Here is a 20,622-nt window from a genome sequence, read left to right as displayed (position 1 = left end):
TGGGAAATATGAGTTGTTCAAAGCTCTCTATACTGCGCGAATTCAGGAAACGGTTGCATCACCATATAATATCTATAATTGGAAACTTGAATTATTATGAATATGCTTTAAAATTTTTAATGTTTTTTTGTGCTAGAGGGACTTTATCTTTAAGGGTTGTTATCGGACTATTACCCTCAAAACTGCCTTTTGATACGATCATCCTTCAACAAGGAACAAACTATGACCTCGAGCAACCTTTATTACGAATACAAAATAAGAAGTGGAGACACTTTTTCCGGTATTATCCACTACATGTTTGGCTATACTCAGGGCGCTACTCGTTATGCGGAAACGGCTCAGTACCTGCTCGCACTGAACCCTCATATAAAAAACCCAGATTTCATCAGAAAAGGCGACATGTTGCGTCTGGGGGTACTGCCGCCCGTCAGCCAACTCACCACAGCAAAGCCAATCATACCCCCTCGGTTTATCGCGGAGCATGTGCATAACGATGATATGCAAAACTTTTCGGTGCTTGCCTGGATGGAACACAATGCAAATTTTTTAACCATTCCTGGCGGTATTGCCATGGGCACTGCGGGAAATTTACTTAGCCCCGGCAATGTCAGCTTGATTAATAAGGTCAGTGATCATTACGCCGATTACAAATCCGGCAATATAACCAAAGGACAATATGATTCTCGGCGCAAAGCCTCACTGAACCGGCTCAAAAAAAACATAGGGCTGTTTGAGAAAATGATATTCGGTAAACAGACCACCCACGAAAGCATCCGCATTGCCCGAGCCGGTGGTATTCCGGCAACGGCTCACATCGAACGACATGCTGGCCGCTTGCAAAGGCTGGCGGGGCTCAGTCGACACGGCGGCCTTGTGCTGATGGGCGTGGGGTTAACCGCCGCCTGTATGAAAATCGCCAATACTGCGGATACAAAAGAAAAAAACGAAGTATTTGTTGAGACCATTGCCAGCGCGGCAGCGGGGGTGGTTCTAGGCTCGGCTATTGGTCTGTTTTTAGTGTCCAATCCGATTGGCTGGGGAACCGCGATTGTACTGGCAATTGGTAGCACCACCATAAGTTATGGGGCAGGAAAGGGGGCGACACTGGCTTATGACAAATACGGCAGCCAGGTGGATTTTGTCTCAGGTACTGGAACCGACAAGATATGCCAATGATGAACTCACTGATAGACATTCTACTTGCCGTTTTCATAGTTCTGTTTTTCATGATGCTGCTCAATATTGCATTTATCTTTATCATGCACATTTTAATGCCGCGCAAGGTATTAGAAACCTACTTCAAGGAGCCCCATTTTAACGTAGTCGACCTGGAAAGTATGAGCCGTTCAAAGAGCCCTTACTGAATAAAAATTCAATATTTAAGTGACTTTACAGTCAGTATCATAGAAAATGGCGCTCATTAAATGCTGGGCGCACTTGGAATGAAAAAGTATTTCCTCCTGTTTTTTTTCTCTTTTTTTCTCATACAATCAGCTTGTTTGCAGGCGGCAAATTTTGATACTTCATTCAAATTTTCCACGATTGAGAGCGAGCACTTCAAGGTGCATTATCACGCCGGACTTGAAACCATTGCCAAGCAAATAACGACCATTGCTGAAGAGGAGCACCCGCGTTTAGTCAAAACATTTGGCTGGACTCCTGAAAACAAAACCGACATCGTGATTATTGATGAGATGGATATCACGAATGGCTCAGCCACATCATTACCGCGTAACATCATTAGAATATTTCCTGTTTTTCCATCAAGTGCTTCGGTATTAAGCGGTCATGATGATTGGTTAAGATTGCTGTTTATACATGAATACAGCCACATTCTATCTCTGGATTCAGCGCGTGGTTACTCGAAAGTGATGCGTTCCATTTTTGGAAAACCTGTCTCTTCATTCGAAGTTTTAGGGTTATCACCTTTGCTATTTTTTTTCACGGTTTCCCCCAATAACTATTTACCGAGCTGGTGGCATGAAGGCATTGCAACCTGGTCTGAAACCGAATTTACACCGGCAGGGCGAGGGCGCAGCAGCTATTTTGATATGATTTATCGCATGGCGATCAGTGAAAATAATATTCCATCAATTGATCAAATCAATGGTGATATGCCTGATTGGCCCGGGGGTTCAATGCCTTATATTTTTGGTTTGGCACTGCAAAAATATATGATTGATCAATATGGTATTGAAACTGTGGCAAAGCTCAATAAAAAACATGCAGGACGTGTTCCATATTTTATTAATGGTGCGGCTGAGCAACTGTTTGATGGGAAAAGCTACCTTGATCTATATCAGGAAATGGTTGATCAAATGCAACAAGAGCAGAGTTTACAAATTCAAAAATTGCAAACAACGCCGTTGACAGAGATGGTGGTGCTGGATTTGAAGGGGCAACAACTCAATGCGCCTCGTTACAGCCCTAATGGTAAGTTCATTGTTTATCAAAAGCAGGATCCTCACCAGCATTCATTGATTATGGTTGCCAATAGTGATGGTTCTAATGAAAAGGTGCTGACGAGAGTCCACTCAACTGAGCCGAGCCTATCCTGGTCATCAAACGGTGAAAAAATCTACTTTAGCCAGATTGAAGTCAATCATGGCTTTAATATATATCAGGACTTATACCACTATGATTTAGTGCAGGGGCGTTTAAATCGTATGACTAATGGCTTACGGCTTCGTGAGCCGGATGTGTCACCCGATGGAAAGCAACTGGTTGCTGTGATGAATTCACGGGGTCAACAATCTCTGGTGATTTTACCTGCCGATTCAAACCATCTATTAACAGATCCATCTGAACTGAAAGTTATTAGCGATGAAAAATTTACCGCGATTAATTCACCACGATGGTCACCCGATGGTCGCTCCATTGTTTATACCGCAAAGAACAACGAAGGTAGCAGTCGCCTTTTTCTTTATCATATTGATGAAGATCGACATGAACTGCTTCAAGCAGGCTATTTTGAAATTTCTCATCCAGACTGGACGGGAGATGGTCAGGAAATTATTTACAGCAGTGATAAAACCGGTGTATTTAATATTTATGTGTACCGCATTAAAACAGAACAAAATATTCAACTCACGCATCTACTAGGGGGCGCTTTTCAACCGGATATATCTGCCGATGGCCAACAAATTATTTTTTCAAATTATCAATCAACAGGCTTTTCACTTGCAACGGTGAATTTTGAGTCCAACCATTGGTCTCGTCCCACCCCTGTTACGATTCAACATGCTTGGAAGAGCGATTATTATTCAAAGCCCGATCAACTCCAGAATCAACAAATAGGACCTTTTAAAACAACACCGTACTCTGTACTCCCCAGTTTAGCGCCGACCTTTTGGTTTCCTGTGGCCAGAACAGATCATCAAGGCGATGTGTTTGGTTTATTCAGTGCCGGGCAAGATGTTTTAGGTTATAACCGCTGGTTCCTTGAGTACGCACATGGCATTGACAGCAAAGAAAATTATTACAATGCAACCTATGTAAATAACTCTTTCTATCCAACACTGACCCTCAAAACATACAATCAGTCATTTAGATACGTTGATTATTTTATTGATGGTTATGAAAAAGAGAGAAAGTCATCCGTAGCATTGAGCTTTCCATTGAATCGTTTGGAATCAAATCATTTTTTTACGTTGGGCTATGAGCAATCAAGAGCTCAATTGGTTGAATATATGGAGACGGAAATTCCTGAAAATTCTCATGATTTTAAAGAGAAGAAAAATAATTTTTTTGCATCATACTATTTTTCTAACAGAAAAAAATATCCGTATTCGATCTCTCCTGAAGAAGGTTATCAATTGAAATTCACTTTTCGAAACTATGGTGGAATTTCAGGGGGTGATTTAAAAGCAAAAGAGTATCTAGCTTCTTTTAGCAATTACTTGAAAATGCCATGGGCTAAGCACCATGTGCTTTATGCAAACGTAAAAATAAAGCGTGGACATGGTGAAAAACAATACTCTAAAATCGGTGGATCAACTGGATTTGAAGAGTTGCCTTTGAGAGGCTATCCAAGGCAGTATTATTTAGGGAAATATGCTGCAACAGGAACGCTTGAGTACCGATTGCCTCTGAGTCAATTTTTTTCAGGTTCGGGAACATCACCTCTATTTTACAAGCAGTTGCATGCTGCATTTTTTATTGATCAGGATGAGGTGTGGGAGAGTGGTTTTCCTTCGGGTGATGATATCAGAACCAGTGCAGGTTTTGAGATTGCGATGGATTTAGTGTTGGGTTATCAAACACGCATCAGTCCAGCACTCGGTTTTGCTCATGGATTTGACCGTAATGGTAAAACCATGCTCTATTTCAGATTACAAACAGATATCTAAATTTAAAAAATGAAATTTAAAATTATTCCTGTGACATCCTACGTTCAAAACTGCTCACTGTTATGGTGTGAAAAAACACTTCAAGCGGCGGTGATTGATCCCGGCGGGGACATTGATAAAATTTTAAATGCGGCAACTGATCTGGGGGTTGAAATAAAAATAATTTTAGCTACTCATGGGCATCTGGATCACGTAGGGGGTGTTGCTGAAATGGTTGATCGCTTAAAAGTGCCTGTTGAAGGGCCACATAAACAAGATCAATTTTTGCTTAACTCCCTTCCACAGCAGTGTGAAATGTTTGGCTTTCCTGTGGTCTCCAGCTTTACACCGAATCGCTGGCTACAACAAGGTGATGTTGTTGAGTTTGGGAACATAAAGTTAGAGGTCTATCACTGCCCCGGGCACACACCTGGGCATATTGTATTTTTTAATAAAAATGAAAAATTAGCCTTTGTAGGGGATGTTCTGTTTAAAGGCTCAATCGGGCGAACTGATTTCCCCAGAGGAGATCACGAGATGCTTTTACAATCAATTCGGGAGAAGTTATGGCCATTGGGTGATGAGGTTCGGTTTGTAGCGGGGCACGGTCGAATGTCTACTTTTGGATATGAACGGCGTACCAATCCTTTTCTTTCTTAGATACTCAACAACGTCCTAAACATAGTGAAGGCGCGATCTAAAGATATAAAGAATTGGGGTCAATCATTGGGCTTCCAGCAAGTTGGTATTGCCAATATTGATTTGAAACATGCGGAAGAAGATTTCTTGAGGTGGTTAAAAGCAGGTTTCCACGGTGAAATGAACTACATGGCAAAACATGGCACCAAACGCAGCCGTCCTGAAGAGTTATTGCCTGGCACGATCAGTATCATCACCGTTCGAATGGGTTATTTTCCCTACGAGGGTGCTGACCCGTTCAAGATATTAAAAAACCCTGATAAAGCCTATATTTCACGCTATGCGCTTGGGCGTGATTATCACAAAATGATGCGCCAGCGACTTAAAAAACTGGTCAATAAAATTGAAACCATCGCCAAGCCTTTTGCAAATCGAGTTTTTGTTGATAGTGCCCCTGTGATGGAAAAACCGCTGGCGGCACAATCTGGCTTAGGTTGGATTGGAAAACATACTTGCCTGATTAACCGTGATGCAGGATCATGGTTTTTTCTTGGAGAGATCTATACCGATTTGCCTCTGATGGCTGATGAACCCAGCAATAATCACTGTGGAAGCTGTACGGAATGCATTGAAGTTTGCCCTACTCAGGCGATTGTTGCACCTTATCAATTGGATGCACGCCGCTGTATTTCCTATCTCACCATTGAAAAACAGGGTTCGATTCCAGAAGAGTTCAGGCCGTTAATGGGAAATCGTATTTATGGATGTGATGATTGTTTGCTCTTTTGTCCCTGGAATCGTTTTGCTCAATTGAGTCAGGAAGCTGACTTTAATCCCCGTCACGGATTGGATTGTGCTGATTTAATCGAGCTGTTTGGCTGGAGTGAAATAACCTTTTTACAGCGAATGGAAGGGTCGCCCATTCGGCGTATTGGCCATGAACGCTGGCTCAGAAATATAGCAGTCGCGCTTGGCAATACATCATCTGATCATCCAATGGTCACCCAAGCTTTAAAGAAAAAACTGGAGCATCCATCTGAAATAGTCAGGGAACATGTTGTTTGGGCATTAAATCAGTTCGATATTTAATGACCTTGGCAGGGTTACCGACTGCAATTGCACCCGCAGGTATGCTTTTTGTAACAACTGAGCCGGCACCAATGACTGCACCCTGACCAATCGTTACGCCACTCAGCACAATAACACCGGTACCCAGCCAGGCCTCATCTTCAATCACAATCGCTCCTTTAGATGAAATGGGCTGTTCATGAATAGGCTTGTCTGGGTAGACTTCGTGATCATAAGAGTAAAAAGCACAGTTGGCTGCAATCATGACCTGCTTGCCAATAATGATTGGCTCTTTATAAGCATTCAGTTGATTGCGAGGATGGATGCTGGAGTGGGCTCCAATAGTAATATATCCACCTTTTCCTGTTTCAAGCGTGCTATTTCGGTAAATACGAACATCATCATTTAACTGAATTGAACCGCCGCCATCATTTTGAAAAATAACACAGTGCTCATCAATAAATGTTTTAGGCGCGCCTTTGAAGTTCGAATGATAAAGGATTGCGGTAGGAGCAATGTAGCCAAATTCCCCCATACCAGAGAGCGCTTCACGCTTATAGTGGGGTGGAGTCACCCAACTGGCAAGGCGCATCGCTTGCCGCCCGAAGCAACTTAAACTACTGCGTCGCATCCAGAACCCGGCCCATCTGCGTTTAAGTTTTCCAAATTTAGGTGTGCTGTTTTTACTCATGCTTTATATTATCTGGTTTGCTGTTTAATGATTTTAATGTTACATAATTTAATATTTAAAACAAACAGTCGGTATTTTTTAGCGCCATGCGAATTCAGCATTTACCTCCACAACTTGCGAATCAGATTGCTGCGGGTGAAGTGGTTGAACGTCCCTCTTCTGTAGTAAAAGAGCTATTGGAAAATAGCCTTGATGCAGGTGCGAGTCAAATTGATATCGACATTGAACAGGGGGGGCTTCGCTTAATACGCATCAGGGATAATGGCTATGGTATTCATAAGGATGATCTCAGCCTGGCATTGAGCCGTCATGCGACCAGTAAGATAGCGAGCCTGGATGATCTGATTAATGTATCTACTTTGGGTTTCCGTGGTGAAGCGTTGCCTAGTATTGCATCGGTTTCACGTTTAATTTTAACGTCGATGCAAAAAGAGGCTTCCCAAGGCTGGCAAGTTCGTGGCGATGGTCGAGAAGATCTGTTGGACTTAGCACCCGCAGCGCACAATATTGGCACAACGATTGAAGTGCGAGATCTTTTTTTTAATACACCCGCACGGCGTAAATTTTTGCGTACAGAAAAAACAGAATTCAAACACCTTGAAGCCGTTGTCAGACGCATTGCAATGGCACGTTTTGATGTAGGTTTTAATTTAACGCATAACAATAGAGTTGTTTACTCACTGCGCCCCGCTCATACGATAAATGAACAAGAGAAGCGTATCGCAACACTTTGCGGAAAACCCTTGATGGAAAGTGCGTTGCACCTTGAGTTTGAAGGCACAGACTTGCGCCTTTCGGGTTGGATTGCCCAGCCGACTTTTTCACGTAGTCAGGCCGATATGCAATATTTTTATGTCAATGGGCGTGTGATTCGAGACAAGGTGCTGGCTCATGCTGTGCGCCAAGCGTATCAGGATGTCATTTATCACGGCAGGCATCCGGCCTATGTTTTATACCTTGAATTACCTGCCTCAGAAATGGATGTGAATGTGCATCCCGCCAAACATGAAGTCCGTTTCAGTGAAAGCCGAATGGTGTATGACTTTTTACTGAGGTCAGTCAAGCAAACCCTGGCACAGGTGAGGCCTGGTCAAGAGGGTGAAGTTATTGAAAATGAATCGACGGCTTCAGAAGCCACTCGTCACCCCGTAGTGGACTATATGCCTTCTAAACAGCAATCCATGCCCCTTGCGGTCAATGAACATATCGCAGCATACAAAGCGTTCTACTCACCACGCTCATCGGGTTCATTATCCCAGCCTTCCAAGGCAGGGTCACAAATTAAAATGGAAAATTCTGGCGATGATGAAGTTCCACCTTTAGGTTTTGCAGTGGGGCAGATTCATGGCGTTTATATTTTGGCACAAAATCAAGCGGGATTAGTGATCGTGGATATGCACGCGGCGCATGAACGCATCACTTATGAGCGTATGAAAACACTGATGGGTGATGGGAAAGTAGTGGCTCAACCACTTCTTGTTCCCGTCACGTTGAATGTGAGCGAGCAAGAGATGATGCTGGTTGAAGAGCATGAAGCCATACTCAAAGCACTCGGCTTGGGTATTAATCCATTAGGAAAAACATCACTTGTGGTGCGTGAAGTTCCCGCCATGTTACGTCATGCCGATGTGGAGCAACTGGTGAGAGATATACTGGCGGACTTGAATACGTATGGCACCAGCACACGAATTAAAGAAGAGATTAATCAAGTGCTGAGCACGATGGCCTGTCATGGTTCGGTGCGGGCAAATCGACAATTAAGTATTGTTGAAATGAATAGTTTGTTACGAGATATGGAGCGCACCGAGCGCAGCGGCCAATGTAATCACGGCAGGCCAACCTGGATACAGATGGGCATGAATGATCTCGATAAACTTTTTATGCGTGGGCAATAGTTATAACTCAAAATACAATTAAATTGCACCATTGATCGCTTCTCTTACTGAGCGGTACAATACGACTAATGTTTTATCAAATACCCATTTTATGACTTCATAGGTAATTTCACCTAATTTGTATAAAACTTGCCCTGCAAATACCAACATATGCCCAAGAAGACCTGCAACTTGTTTAGAATATTTAACAGATGCTTGTGCAACTTTCACTAACGTTCTTGAAACCAGATCATAAAAGGTTAAGGATGAACCTATGGTCGCTTGTGCCAGTATCGCGCTATAATATCCCGCATCTTTTAATAGGGTGATCAAAGCTGAACTGATTTTATCAGCCCAATACGCACTATAAGAGGCTTGGTGGCGGTGGTCGTAATCAAGGCGAACAGGGGTATTTAAAAAATTATCAGAGCGCCTTTGCAATGCCCCCCAATCACTACTATTTGCTGAATTTACATAACCTGGGGTACCATTTACGCCCATTTTATGGGCGTTAGGGCTAAAGCCTTGCCCGCTATTTAAACGAAATTCGGTGCCGTTGTAAGGTGCGTGAATAAAAGGCCATAACGGTACTTTAGGCACAGGATCGGCGCCGTGTGTACAGCGAAATATGTTATCAAGCCTTGCGGTTGTTTGTGCTGAAAAACCCTGTAAACCAATGCGTGGCGCACCAAAGGTATATAAGTTAACCGGCATGTTGTATGCGTTTTTTAGCCAGTCAGCAGTTAAACCTGCTAAAGCACCACCTAAACTATGCCCAACACAATGTACGGTACGAATAGCACCCTGCGCTTTTGCTTGCTTAATATATTGCGTAAAAGCTGGCTTCATGGTGTTAAATGTTTTGTTGAAACCCGCATGCACTGTTGCACCTGTTTCAGAGCCAGTAAAACCAAAATGAGCATCCGTTAAACCATCGTGTAATGAAGCAGTACCTCTAATAGCAATAACATGATCGCCTTTGTACATGCCCTTTCCTTGACCGATCAATGCAAAACCTGTGGTTTTATTAAAAAGATGCGAAAAAAAACCACCCGACACACCTTTGATGGGGCCGTTGGATAGATCAAAATCAAAGTGTTTTTCTGATTTTTTTGCTTCCAAACTCTGAATCGTATATTTTCCAAACCGATCTGGTTTTTGAATTTGATACGCAGTTTCTGCTAACAATGAAGCTATGTGAGGGGAAATAGTTGGCATATATTAATCCTTTAGAAATGTTTTGTAGTTAAATTAATTTTTTAAAGAGTTACCAGCGACAAATACTTTTCACTAAATATCCCCATCTAGGGTCTTCAATATTTTGAAATTCTAATTCTTCTTCGGTATCATTTAAATCGCAGTTCAGTTGACTTAATCTCTGAGTAACAGCTTGGCTAGGCTTGATTCCTTTAGCTAATGTTCCCCAAAGAAAATAACGTTTACCTTCATACTCTACATCTATAATTTGTCTAATACTTGATTCGTCGAACATAGAACCTGGTTTTCTTGAACGAATATTTTTTTCCGCAAAAGAAAACTTTCCTTCTGTATCTGTTAAGGTTTTATCTATAAGTTCATTATCATCTCCATACGTTAAGCCTCGAAAAACTTCAAGACCTACAACAGCTTTTCCTTTTTCAGTAATAACACCATGAACTTCAGGCGACAAATGAACATCATATTTTTTAAATAAACCAAACATATTTCCTACTGCCTGTGTTGAAAGTAAAAGAAGAGATCCTATAACAACAAGTATCACAATAAAAGCTGTGCGTCTTTGATGAAAAAAAGTTTTGTAAAAAGAGAACACTATATTAATCCTTAAAATTAATTTTTAAAGAGTTACCAACGACAAACACTGTGCACTAGGTAGCCTGCTTGTGGATATTCATAGCTATCAAACTTAAACTCTTCTTCTGAAGTAGTTAACTCACAGCGTAAATTTGCTAGACGTTCCGTTAATGCCAAATTAGGCTCAGTACCTATTGCTTGTGTATACCACAACATATAGTCTTTATTTTTATTTTTCGCAACGACAACTTGTCGGATTCTTGATTCGTCAAACATAGAGCCTGGTTTTCTTGAGCGAATATTTTTTTCCGCAAAAGAAAACTTTCCTTCTGTATCTGTTAAGGTTTTATCTACCAATTCTTTTTCATCGCCATAGGTTAAACCCCGAAGAATTTCAAGACCAACAACAGGTTTTCCCTGATCAGTAATAACACCGTGAACTTCAGGCGACAAATGAACGTCATATTTTTTAAATAAACCAAACATATTTCCTACTGCCTGTGTTGAAAGTAAAAGAAGAGAGCCTGTAACAGCAAGTATCACAATAAAAGCTGTGCGTCTTTGATTAAAAAAAGGTTTATAAAAAGAAAACACTATATTAATCCTTAAACTAAATTTTTAAAGAGTTACCAGCGACAAACACTGTGCACTAGCTAGCCTGCTTGTGGATATTCATAGCTATCAAACTCAAATTCTTCTTCTGAATTAGTTAACTCACAACTTAAATTATCTAGACGTTCCGTTAATGCTAGATTAGGCTCAAAACCTATTGCATGGGTATACCACAAAATATATTTTTCACCTTGATAATCTACATCTATAGTTTGCCTAATAGTCGATTCGTCAAACATGGAACCAGGTTTTCTTGAACGAATGATTTTTTCCGTAAAAGAAAACTTTCCTTCCGCATCGGTTGTAGTTTTATCTACCAATTCTTTTTCATCGCCATACGTTAAGCCTCGAAAAACTTCAAGACCTACAACAGCTTTTCCTTTTTCAGTAATAACACCATGAACTTCAGGCGACAAATGAACGTCATATTTTTTAAATAAACCAAACATATTTCCTACTGCCTGTGTTGAAAGTAAAAGAAGAGAGCCTGTAACAGCAAGTATCACAATAGCGACTGTGAGCCTTCGATAAAAAAAATTTTTGCAAAAAGAGAACACCATATCAATCCTTAAGTTAAATTTTCAAAAAAACGCTAGTACCTCTTCTTAAATCTCACCAAACATTAATTTAAGTTACAAGCAATCAAGATTACCCCTGCCCCCCACAGGTTACTGTGACAGCTTACTAAATACACTAATTATTCACGTTGAATGTGAGCGAGCAAGAGACGATACTGGTTGAAGAGCATGAAACCATACTCAAAACACTCGGCTTGGGTATTAATCCGTTAGGCAAAACATCACTTGTGGTGCGTGAAGTGCCCGCCATGTTGCGTCACGCAGATGTGGAGCAACTGGTGAGAGATATACTGGCGGACTTGAATACGTATGGCACCAGCACACGAATTAAAGAAGAGATTAACCAAGTGCTGGCCACGATGGCCTGTCATGGTTCGGTGCGGGCAAACCGACAACTAAGTATTGCCGAAATGAATAGTTTGTTACGAGATATGGAGCGCAGCGGCCAATGTAATCACGGCAGACCAACCTGGATACAGATGAGCATGAATGATCTCGATAAATTTTTTATGCGTGGGCAATAGTTATAATAACTCCATATTTTTCTACTTGGCTTTATAGACTATTCCACGCTTGATTCTGATCATATCGAACAATGGATTTAACGTCGAAGGCATGCTTTCCGACGAACCGAGAATAAGGTAGCCACTAGGATTGAGTGCTTTAGAGAATTTTTTTATAATTTCTGCTTTGTTTTCCTGAGAAAAGTAGATAAGAACATTACGGCAGAATATAACATCAAATTTACCCAGCCCTACAGGGCTGTCAAGCAAGTTAAATTCTTTAAAGGTCACACGTCTGGAAATTTTATCTTTAACTTTCCATTTATTGCTGATAGGGCTAAAGAATTTTTCTTGTCGATCATCGCTTAAACCTCGTGATATGGATAATAAATCATAAGTTGCATTTTTTGCTTCGGACAGTACCGTGGACGATATATCAGTCGCGGTGATTTTGATGTTATTGGAAAAACTTCCAGGGTTACTTTTTAAATACTCTTCAATCGTTATACTGATTGTGTAAGGCTCCTGCCCTGAGGAGCAGGCGGCCGACCATATATTTAATGAGTTATTTTTTTTAATCTCGGGAAAAATTATATTTTTTAAGGATTCAAAAGGGTGTTGATCACGAAACCAACTCGTTTCATTGGTTGTCATTGCATCAATAATCTGTTTTCTTAACGGAATATTAGCTGGATTTTTCAGACGATTTGTCAGCTCAGTGATAGATGAAATTTTATGCTCACCCATTAAACCTTTGATGCGACTATTAACCAGGTAATGACGGTTATTACCTAATACAATACCGCATGATTTTTCAAGAAACTTTTGGAATTCGGTATATTCTTGTGAAGACATCTCATTGTCTGCCATAGTATTAGCTCACGTATAGTTGGGGGCATACTGCCTTATTAGCCTGTTTGTGGGTAGCTCTTTAAGCCAGAGCTTCTCTTCGAGCCAGATCAATTGCTTCACAAGCATTAAGCACTGTTTTAGCGAGTTCATCGGGGTTGTATTTAGCAATAAATTTATCGGCACCCACTTTTTCAACCATGGCATTATTAAATACACCACTTAATGAGGAGTGAAGAATGATGTACTTTCCTGCAAGCCGATCGTCTTCACGTATTTTGGTCGTAAGTGTGTAACCATCCATTTCAGGCATCTCTATATCAGAGAGTACAAGATCTACTTTATTAAACATTTCTGTGTCATTCGTATGCCAGTCAATAAGCATTTCAAGCGCTTCACGTCCATTTTTAGCTAAAGTACATTTCATACCAAGCTGCTCTAAGGTACGTTTCACCTGATTTCTTGCAACGCTTGAGTCATCAACAACAAGCACATGGATTTCATCCAACTCATCAGTGCCCCTCTCTTTTCCTTGCTCAAGAATATCATCAGAAGGCACTGTGGTTGTGGTGATGATTTCAGCTCTTACTTTTTCTACATCAATAATTTCTATCAGCTCTTTTTCAATTTGGGTCACGGAAATGACGTAGCTGTCTTTTCCTGCGCCTGCTGGAGGGGGCAGTATTTCTTCCCATGGTTTATTCACAATTTTGTCAACACTCCAGACTATGAAGCCGATCACGGCGTGGTTAAATTCACTCACAACAATAAATTTATCGGATATATTTTCAATGGGCTGCAGGCCAATGGCTTTACCCAGATCAATGACTGGAATTGTTTTTTCTCGGATCGTGGCAACACCACAAATCATTGAATGAGTGTTTGGAACATGTGTGAGAGGAGGGCACTGTATGACTTCTTGAACTTTAAATACATTAATGCCGTAGCGCTGTTTACCTTCGAGCCTGAAGAGCAATAGCTCGATACGGTTATGCCCTACAAGCTGGGTTCGCTGGTCGACACCTGCCAATAGATCTGCCATTTAATAATCCTTTATTAATATTTTTTGTTGCAATGGAATTAAGTATCGGCCTGCAGAGTATTGCCTTAAATTCTAGCGACAATTTCGTGTACGTTCCTTATCTGGCTTTAAAATTGCATGTTTGTTTGCAATGAATGAGTTTATAGAAATAGGTAAAAGAAATGAACAATATAAAATTTTTTTCTCAATACATCGCTTTTGTCATGCTTTTAATTTTTTCGGATGTTTATGCGACTGAATTTCATTCTCATGACGTAATAAAAAAATCCGTCAGTAATTTTTTGGAACTCAATATCAATAAAAATGAGTATCAGCAGCATGAAATTAAAGTGGATTCTATTGATTCACGTTTAAAATTAGTAAAGTGTGATCTTCCATTGGATATTGCTCGCTCTATGGGGCAAAGGCCGTCTGGCCGTATTACAGTCGGGGTTAAGTGCAAAGGTAAACAGCCATGGTCACTCTACATCCAGGCATCAATTAAGATCTCTGATATGGTTTTAGTCACGAGTCAATCACTGCCCGTAGGTTCAATGATTGGCATGGATAATGTGACTTTGGTTCAAAAAGATATCAGTCGTTTGACTCAGGGTTATTTTAAAAATACCCAAGAGGTGGAAGGGAGCTTTGTGAAACGCCCTTTAGCCAGTGGAGCGGTATTAACCGCATCAAATATACGCCCTCCTAACATTGCAGAGCGTGGTGAACGCGTCATTATTTTGGCGAAAGGGAATGGGGTTGTGGTTCGTATGCAAGGCCAGATATTAAAAGATGCGGTCGCAGGCGAACGAGTGCAAGTAAAAAATTTACTGTCAAACCAAATTATTGAAGGCCGCATCTATAAAAAAGGTGTGGTGGAGGTCGCAATGTAGGTCTGAACATCTTAAGTTTCCTGCAAGCACGCCGTTACGTGGAGAGGGTAAACAATAGGTAATTAAACGATGAATGTTCAGTTTTATGGCAACCAATCCATGCCGGTTTTTTTAAGAAAGAAAACGATTAATGAGCCCAGTACTTTTGATCTAAACCGTGTTAAAAGCATTCAAAGTTCCCAAGTAAATGGAGAATACCTAGTTGATTTTTTACGTGTTTCAGAAAAATTATTTTCTTTTGAAAAATTACTTAACCATACGTTTATAAAATGAAATGACTAAAAAAACTTCAAATCAATCTGTTTATCTGGCTTTTGGTGGTTTGTTGATTAAACAGTTAAAACTATCAATACGCTTATTGAAATGTTTAAACAAAGAGTATGATGAACTTAAGATTCGTTCTCTGACTCATTTGCAAAACATTGCAGAAATGAAGCAGGATTATTTGGTGGAATTAGAGCAGTTAACTCAAAGTGTTTATGAGATGATTGAAAAAAACTCATACCCTGTTAATCGAACAGGTGCGGAAGCTTTTGTTAACGAGTGTGAGGCTAATGGCATGCAGGGTGTGAAAAAACAGTGGCAAAATTTAGCTCATGTCTTGAAAAAATGCCAAAAACAGAATCAAGTGAATGGCAATATTATCCATATGAGTCGAAAAAATATTCATCATGCACTCAATATTATCTATAACGAACCGATTGAAAACTCTTCATACGAGCCTTCTGGTCAGTGTGTACCTAAGCATACTAAACGTATGATGAATGTCGTTTAGTACCCCAAAAAATATTATTCCAAACGAACATTATCAATATAGAATGTGCGTGAAGGTCTGTTTTTTTCTAAGTATAAGATAAATCGACGTATTGATTTAATATTTAAGTTTCTACTTTTCAGGCTTGTAGCAATAGTGTCAACAGGAATACGAATTTCATTCATACCTGGGTTCATTTTCTGTGAATAATTGAAACGATGTTCGTAATAAATGGGGGCACGTTCATCACTGTCATCAATGCGAATAAAAAAATTAAAATTTTGATCGCTCGGGTTAAATAGATTGAGAGTAAAGTATTTATAATTTGACCAATCTGCATCATAAGTTAAAAAATAAATGCCGCCCCAGCCTCCTTGCCCAGTAGTGATACGTAGTGCTTGATTGCCATGAGTCGCATTGTTGGCCTGTAATTCAACACGAGTTGGAGTATCCGAAGTTCCTCCTTGTGTCTTCCATAAATAAAGATCCATATCACTTTCAAAGTCCCCAAACATAGGGAACTGCTGTTGTTGCCAATAGATGCTGTAGCCTTTTATTGCAATGGGATAACTCAAAAAAATAATTATGCCCAAAGTCACAACAGCATGCCCCCAGCGGAGACGAATCTGATTTTTTTGCCAGAGGTAAATTCCAGATAACGCTAGCATAATTCCCACCAAATCAAGCATGACATCTTCCCAACTGGCCTCACGCCCGATACGTGCCTGAATCCACTCTATAGCAACTGCTAATACAACTGAGATAGTTAATGCGATCAGGTAACGGCGGTTTCCAAAATGTTTGGGGATATTAGAGAAGAGTGACAAGGTGAAAATAGCAAACGCGGGTAGATGAGCTGTATTTAAAACTTCACTTGCAAACTCATTATAGCCTCCAAAAGAGTATGGGAGAAATGCAATTATTATTGCAGAAACACAAATAATGAATAAAATCAGACGTGGCAATATATAACTTTGATGTAATGAATTTTTTTTCATTACCCAATAATGGAGTCTATAATTTGTGTAAATACATGGTAGACACCAGCATAACCCTGATGAGCGTAAGGGGATAGTTCATACCACTTTTGTGCAACAGGGTAGAAAAATAGTGAGAGTATTAATAAGGTGCCCGTGCTATAAGACCATTTCAGATAAGACGCTTTTGTATGTCGCCATATATAAATTCCAATGAGTGCGAGTGTGACACCGATGAGACCGAGTTGACTGTCTTCCCAGCTTGCAGTTCGACCCACTAACGTTTGCAACCACTCAACGGCAAAAACGAGAAGTACCGAGAGAGTCAGCGTAATGGTATAGCGCCAATGTTTGTGAAACTTTGGCACATTGAAAAAAATAGCGACCGTAAATATGCCAAATGCAGGCAGATGTGATGCATCAAGAGCACCATACGTTTCAATCTCTAGCGGTGAGAATGCAATGTATGATGCAATAATGCTGAGTAATAATAAAACTAAACGAGACAATTTTTATACTCTTTTTTTGTATGACTTCAATTAGATTGAATTTTTTTCAAAAGTTCTTCAACCGTCTGGAAGCGGTCAGCCGCTTCGGGTAACTTTTTAATGACGCGCAGTTTTTCAGCGCCATCAAGTTTATAGGTTTGCGGCTCTGTTTGAATAAGTTTTAGTATGGCCATTTGATCCATATTAGGATCTGCCCCAAAAATGATTCGGAATCCTTGGCCACCGCCATCAATTTTTTGAATGCCTATGGGCTGTGCCATGAGTTTTAATTCGGTCACTTTCAATAAATTCTTAGCCGCATCGGGTAACAAACCAAAGCGATCGATCATTTCAATTTGCAGTTCATTCAAATCATCAACATGAGCGGCACTCGCAATTCGCTTGTAAAGCACCAGTCGGCTATGCACATCGGGCAGATAATCTGCGGGCAATAACGCAGACACTTGCAGGTCAATTTCAGTTCCATGTTCCAATGAGCGCTCCAGCTCGGGCTGATTGCCTGATTTAAGCGCATTCACAGCACGTTCGAGCAGCTCCATATAAAGAGTGAAACCCACTTCATTGATTTGCCCACTCTGCTCATCACCTAACAGTTCACCCGTACCACGAATTTCCAGATCATGAGTTGCAAGTGTAAAACCCGCTCCAAGCTCTTCTAATGAGCCGATGGCATCAAGCCGTTTTACAGCATCCTTGCTCATGCTCTTTTTCGGTGGGGTAACCAGGTAAGCATAAGCTCGGTGGTGTGAACGTCCGACTCGGCCTCGAATCTGATAGAGCTGTGCCAAGCCTAATTTATCGGCACGATTGATGATGATGGTGTTGGCTGTTGGAATATCAATACCACTTTCGATGATGGTTGTGCACACCAGAACATTAAAACGCTGATGATAAAAATCCATCATCACCTGCTCCAGTTCACGCTCACGCATCTGCCCATGTGCAAATTGAACGGTCGCTTCAGGCAACAGCTCTGAAATACGAGTGACCATTCTTTCGATGGTTGCGACTTCATTATGAAGAATATAAATTTGGCCGCCCCGTTTCAGCTCACGCATGATGGCCTCCGTCAGTAAATTATCATCCCACTCCGTGATGAATGTTTTTATGGCGACACGTTTGGCCGGCGGCGTGGCAATAATCGAAAGATCACGCAGATCCGCCATCGCCATGTTCAATGTACGTGGAATTGGGGTGGCGGTGAGTGTGAGTAGGTCAATTTCAGAGCGCATGGATTTAAAACGCTCTTTCTGACGTACACCAAAGCGGTGCTCTTCATCAATAATAGCCAGCCCGAGATTATTAAATCCGATACTCTTTTGTAGAATTTTATGGGTCCCTATGATGATATCAACCTGACCTGCTGCAATCTCTGCAATTGTTTCATCCTGCTGTTTTTTGGATCGGAAACGAGACAAAACGGCAACTTTTATGGGCCAGTCGGCAAAGCGATCTTTAAAGTTTTCATAATGTTGCTGAGCCAGTAGTGTTGTCGGGGCGAGTACGGCGACTTGCTTACCATCCAGAGCGGCGATAAAGGCGGCGCGCATCGCGACTTCTGTTTTACCAAAGCCAACATCACCACAAACCAATCGATCCATTGGTTTTTGAGATGTCATATCACTAATGATAGCCAGAATGGTGCTGGCTTGATCCGGGGTTTCTTCAAATGGAAAGGCAGATGCGAAAGCGGCATACTGCTCTTCATCAAATTGATAACGATAACCTTGGCGTGCGGCACGTCTTGCATAAATATCGAGCAGTTCAACGGCCACATCAGAGACTTTTTTCGCCGCGCGTGTTCGGGCTTTTTCCCACTGATCACTGCCCAATTTATGCAGGGGTGCATTTTCAGCGCCGGTATAGCGATTAATAAAGTGCAATGATGAAACTGGCACGTAAAGTTTGTCGCCTTTGGCATATTCAAGCACCAAAAACTCTCGCTCCATATCGCCCATGTCTAGGGTTTGTAACCCTAGATAACGCCCAACGCCGTGCTCTTCATGCACGACAGGAGAGCCGATGGTGAGCTCGGTCAAATTACGAATAATTGTGTCGTTATCGCGCCCTTTATTTTTACGACGACGACGCTGCATGACCTGCTCACCAAAAAGCTGTTGTTCGGTGATAATTGCAATGGCGGGTTCGATGCTGCATAGGCCATCATCCAATACCGCCACCGTAATGCCCAGTGTTGTATTGTTCTCAAGAAAACTTTTCCAGCCATCAAGTGTGACTGGGTGTTGCTGATGTTTTGCGAAGAGTTCGAGCAGGGTTTCTCGTCGCCCCGGGCTTTCAGCAATAATCAGGCAGCGTCCATCAAAATTATCTAAAAATTGCGTGAGTGTGGCAAGCGGTTGCTCGGCTCGTGCATCGACCGTTAATGAAGGTAATGGGCGGATGCCATAGTTGATTGTATGGCCACCTTCAGGTAGTGGCTCTTGCTGAAAACGAATGCGAGGGTATTCATGCAGTTGTCCGAATAACTCCTCCACGCGTAAAAATATTTCAGCAGGCGGGAGTAGGGGGCGTTCAAGGTTATATTTGTTTTGATTGTAACGTTGGTTGGCCTCTTGCCAGAATGTTTCAGCAGCAGCGTCAATTTTTTTATCTGTTAACAGCAATGTATTGCTGGGAAGGTAATCAAATAATGTGCTTGTTTTATCAAAAAATAGAGGCAGATAATATTCAATGCCTGAAGGGGCAAGCCCTTTGTTTACATCACGATAGATCGGACTGTTTGATGTATTTCCTTCAAAAGCTTCGCGGTATGCCAGGCGAAAGTGAGTGATACCTTCTTTATGCAGTGGAAACTCTCGTGCGGGCAGTAAACGAATCTGTTTAACACGCTCAATCGAACGCTGGTTTTCTGGGTCAAAAGTACGAATGCTGTCGACTTCATCATCAAACAGATCAATGCGATAGGGCAGTTTCGAACCCATTGGGTAGAGGTCAAGAATGCTGCCACGCACTGAAAAATCACCGTGCTCTGTCACTTGAGAAACGCATTGATAACCCGCTTCCTCCAGCCGCAAGCGCATTTGATCCATATCAAACTTTTCACCTTCATCCAGCAGCAGTGTGCTGGCATCAAGAAAGCTGCGAGGTGCCAAGCGATGCATGGCGGTTGCAATCGGTACGATCAATACACCGCGCTTTACTGAAGGAAGGCGGTAGAGTGTGCTTAAGCGCTGCGAGATAATATCTTGATGAGGGGAAAATATGTCATACGGCAGAGTCTCCCAATCAGGGAAAGTTAAGATCGGCGCTTCTTCGTGATCATCTGTAAAAAAACGAAGCTCATAGGCTAAACGAGTGGCGGCTTGCATATCGGTTGTTAAAACCAGCAGCAGCCCTGAGTGTTTCTGAACCGCTGATGCAACTGCCAAGCCCAGGCTACTGCCGTGTAACTGCCCCCATTGCAGAGAGTCATTCTGTTTTTTAGGTAACGCTGGAGTAAACGGGCTCAGCGAATTTGTGCTCTGTTGATCTGCAGGTGAAGCCATAACGATTGATTGTTGGTGAGTTGGATATA

General features: G+C 41.5%; 18 protein-coding genes and 1 pseudogene. 9 read left to right on the top strand and 10 right to left on the bottom strand.

Annotation, left to right across the window (positions count from 1 at the left end):
- Positions 1-222 precede the first annotated feature (222 nt).
- The 4 genes from L3J70_01020 (at position 223) to queG (ending at position 6,056) form a co-directional block, all read left to right on the top strand.
- Complete coding sequence (locus tag L3J70_01020; protein MCF6234954.1) at positions 223-1,176, top strand: LysM domain-containing protein; 954 nt, start codon at positions 223-225, stop codon at positions 1,174-1,176.
- Positions 1,177-1,442: 266 nt separating this feature from the next.
- A complete protein-coding gene (locus L3J70_01015; GenBank protein ID MCF6234953.1) occupies positions 1,443-4,349 on the top strand; it encodes a peptidase S9 in 2,907 nt (968 codons plus the stop codon).
- A 9-nt stretch (positions 4,350-4,358) separates the two neighbouring features.
- On the top strand, positions 4,359-4,988 hold the full coding sequence (locus tag L3J70_01010; GenBank protein ID MCF6234952.1) for an MBL fold metallo-hydrolase: 630 nt from the start codon (positions 4,359-4,361) through the stop codon (positions 4,986-4,988).
- A gap of 24 nt (positions 4,989-5,012) precedes the next feature.
- The gene (gene queG, locus L3J70_01005) at positions 5,013-6,056 is read left to right on the top strand and encodes a tRNA epoxyqueuosine(34) reductase QueG (protein ID MCF6234951.1); all 1,044 of its coding nucleotides are present in this window, start codon (positions 5,013-5,015) and stop codon (positions 6,054-6,056) included.
- Here queG and L3J70_01000 read toward each other — a convergent pair.
- Positions 6,013-6,186 (bottom strand): annotated as a pseudogene (locus tag L3J70_01000) (acyltransferase). The gene queG and the pseudogene L3J70_01000 overlap by 44 nt on opposite strands.
- 626 nt (positions 6,187-6,812) lie before the next feature.
- Here L3J70_01000 and mutL point away from each other — a divergent pair.
- Positions 6,813-8,621 (top strand): DNA mismatch repair endonuclease MutL, encoded by a 1,809-nt coding sequence (mutL, locus tag L3J70_00995; GenBank protein MCF6234950.1) that lies wholly within the window; start codon positions 6,813-6,815, stop codon positions 8,619-8,621.
- 18 nt (positions 8,622-8,639) lie between these two features.
- Here mutL and L3J70_00990 read toward each other — a convergent pair whose 3' ends face one another.
- From L3J70_00990 to L3J70_00975, 4 genes are read right to left on the bottom strand one after another with little or no spacing between them, the layout of a single operon-like run.
- Entirely contained in the window at positions 8,640-9,818 is a 1,179-nt protein-coding gene (locus L3J70_00990; protein MCF6234949.1) for a lipase family protein, read from the bottom strand.
- Between the two features lie 49 nt (positions 9,819-9,867).
- Complete coding sequence (locus tag L3J70_00985; protein ID MCF6234948.1) at positions 9,868-10,410, bottom strand: hypothetical protein; 543 nt, start codon at positions 10,408-10,410, stop codon at positions 9,868-9,870.
- Positions 10,411-10,442: 32 nt separating this feature from the next.
- Positions 10,443-10,985 (bottom strand): hypothetical protein, encoded by a 543-nt coding sequence (locus L3J70_00980; GenBank protein MCF6234947.1) that lies wholly within the window; start codon positions 10,983-10,985, stop codon positions 10,443-10,445.
- A 59-nt stretch (positions 10,986-11,044) separates the two neighbouring features.
- The gene (locus L3J70_00975; GenBank protein ID MCF6234946.1) at positions 11,045-11,563 is read right to left on the bottom strand and encodes a DUF4198 domain-containing protein; all 519 of its coding nucleotides are present in this window, start codon (positions 11,561-11,563) and stop codon (positions 11,045-11,047) included.
- Positions 11,564-11,715: 152 nt separating this feature from the next.
- On the opposite strand from L3J70_00975, the gene L3J70_00970 reads away from it, so the two are divergent.
- Entirely contained in the window at positions 11,716-12,105 is a 390-nt protein-coding gene (locus L3J70_00970) for a hypothetical protein (GenBank protein MCF6234945.1), read from the top strand.
- A gap of 21 nt (positions 12,106-12,126) precedes the next feature.
- Here L3J70_00970 and L3J70_00965 read toward each other — a convergent pair whose 3' ends face one another.
- The gene (locus L3J70_00965; protein MCF6234944.1) at positions 12,127-12,939 is read right to left on the bottom strand and encodes a protein-glutamate O-methyltransferase CheR; all 813 of its coding nucleotides are present in this window, start codon (positions 12,937-12,939) and stop codon (positions 12,127-12,129) included.
- Positions 12,940-13,015: 76 nt separating this feature from the next.
- Positions 13,016-13,975: a chemotaxis protein CheV gene (locus L3J70_00960; protein ID MCF6234943.1), complete on the bottom strand. Its 960-nt coding sequence runs from the start codon at positions 13,973-13,975 to the stop codon at positions 13,016-13,018.
- A 161-nt stretch (positions 13,976-14,136) separates the two neighbouring features.
- Between L3J70_00960 and flgA the strand changes: the two genes are divergently transcribed.
- The 3 genes from flgA to L3J70_00945 all read left to right on the top strand — a co-directional run bounded on the left by flgA (position 14,137) and on the right by L3J70_00945 (position 15,622).
- Positions 14,137-14,847 carry a flagellar basal body P-ring formation protein FlgA gene (gene flgA, locus L3J70_00955; protein ID MCF6234942.1) on the top strand — a complete coding sequence of 237 codons (711 nt, stop codon included), beginning with the start codon at positions 14,137-14,139 and terminating at the stop codon, positions 14,845-14,847.
- A 69-nt stretch (positions 14,848-14,916) separates the two neighbouring features.
- On the top strand, positions 14,917-15,120 hold the full coding sequence (locus L3J70_00950) for a hypothetical protein (GenBank protein ID MCF6234941.1): 204 nt from the start codon (positions 14,917-14,919) through the stop codon (positions 15,118-15,120).
- 1 nt (position 15,121) lies between these two features.
- Positions 15,122-15,622 carry a flagellar protein FlgN gene (locus L3J70_00945; GenBank protein ID MCF6234940.1) on the top strand — a complete coding sequence of 167 codons (501 nt, stop codon included), beginning with the start codon at positions 15,122-15,124 and terminating at the stop codon, positions 15,620-15,622.
- Between the two features lie 14 nt (positions 15,623-15,636).
- Here L3J70_00945 and L3J70_00940 read toward each other — a convergent pair whose 3' ends face one another.
- From L3J70_00940 to mfd, 3 genes are read right to left on the bottom strand one after another with little or no spacing between them, the layout of a single operon-like run.
- Positions 15,637-16,599: a CIA30 family protein gene (locus L3J70_00940; protein MCF6234939.1), complete on the bottom strand. Its 963-nt coding sequence runs from the start codon at positions 16,597-16,599 to the stop codon at positions 15,637-15,639.
- Complete coding sequence (locus L3J70_00935; protein ID MCF6234938.1) at positions 16,599-17,087, bottom strand: VanZ family protein; 489 nt, start codon at positions 17,085-17,087, stop codon at positions 16,599-16,601. The genes L3J70_00940 and L3J70_00935 overlap by 1 nt, the downstream gene beginning before the upstream one ends.
- A 26-nt stretch (positions 17,088-17,113) precedes the next feature.
- On the bottom strand, positions 17,114-20,593 hold the full coding sequence (mfd, locus tag L3J70_00930) for a transcription-repair coupling factor (GenBank protein MCF6234937.1): 3,480 nt from the start codon (positions 20,591-20,593) through the stop codon (positions 17,114-17,116).
- Between the last annotated feature and the right edge of the window lie 29 nt (positions 20,594-20,622).

The sequence above is a fragment of the Gammaproteobacteria bacterium genome, assembly GCA_021648145.1.
Lineage (GTDB): Bacteria > Pseudomonadota > Gammaproteobacteria > JAADGQ01 > JAADGQ01 > S141-38.
Note: the sequence above shows the minus strand (reverse complement) of the source record. Positions and strands in the feature narration are given on the sequence as shown.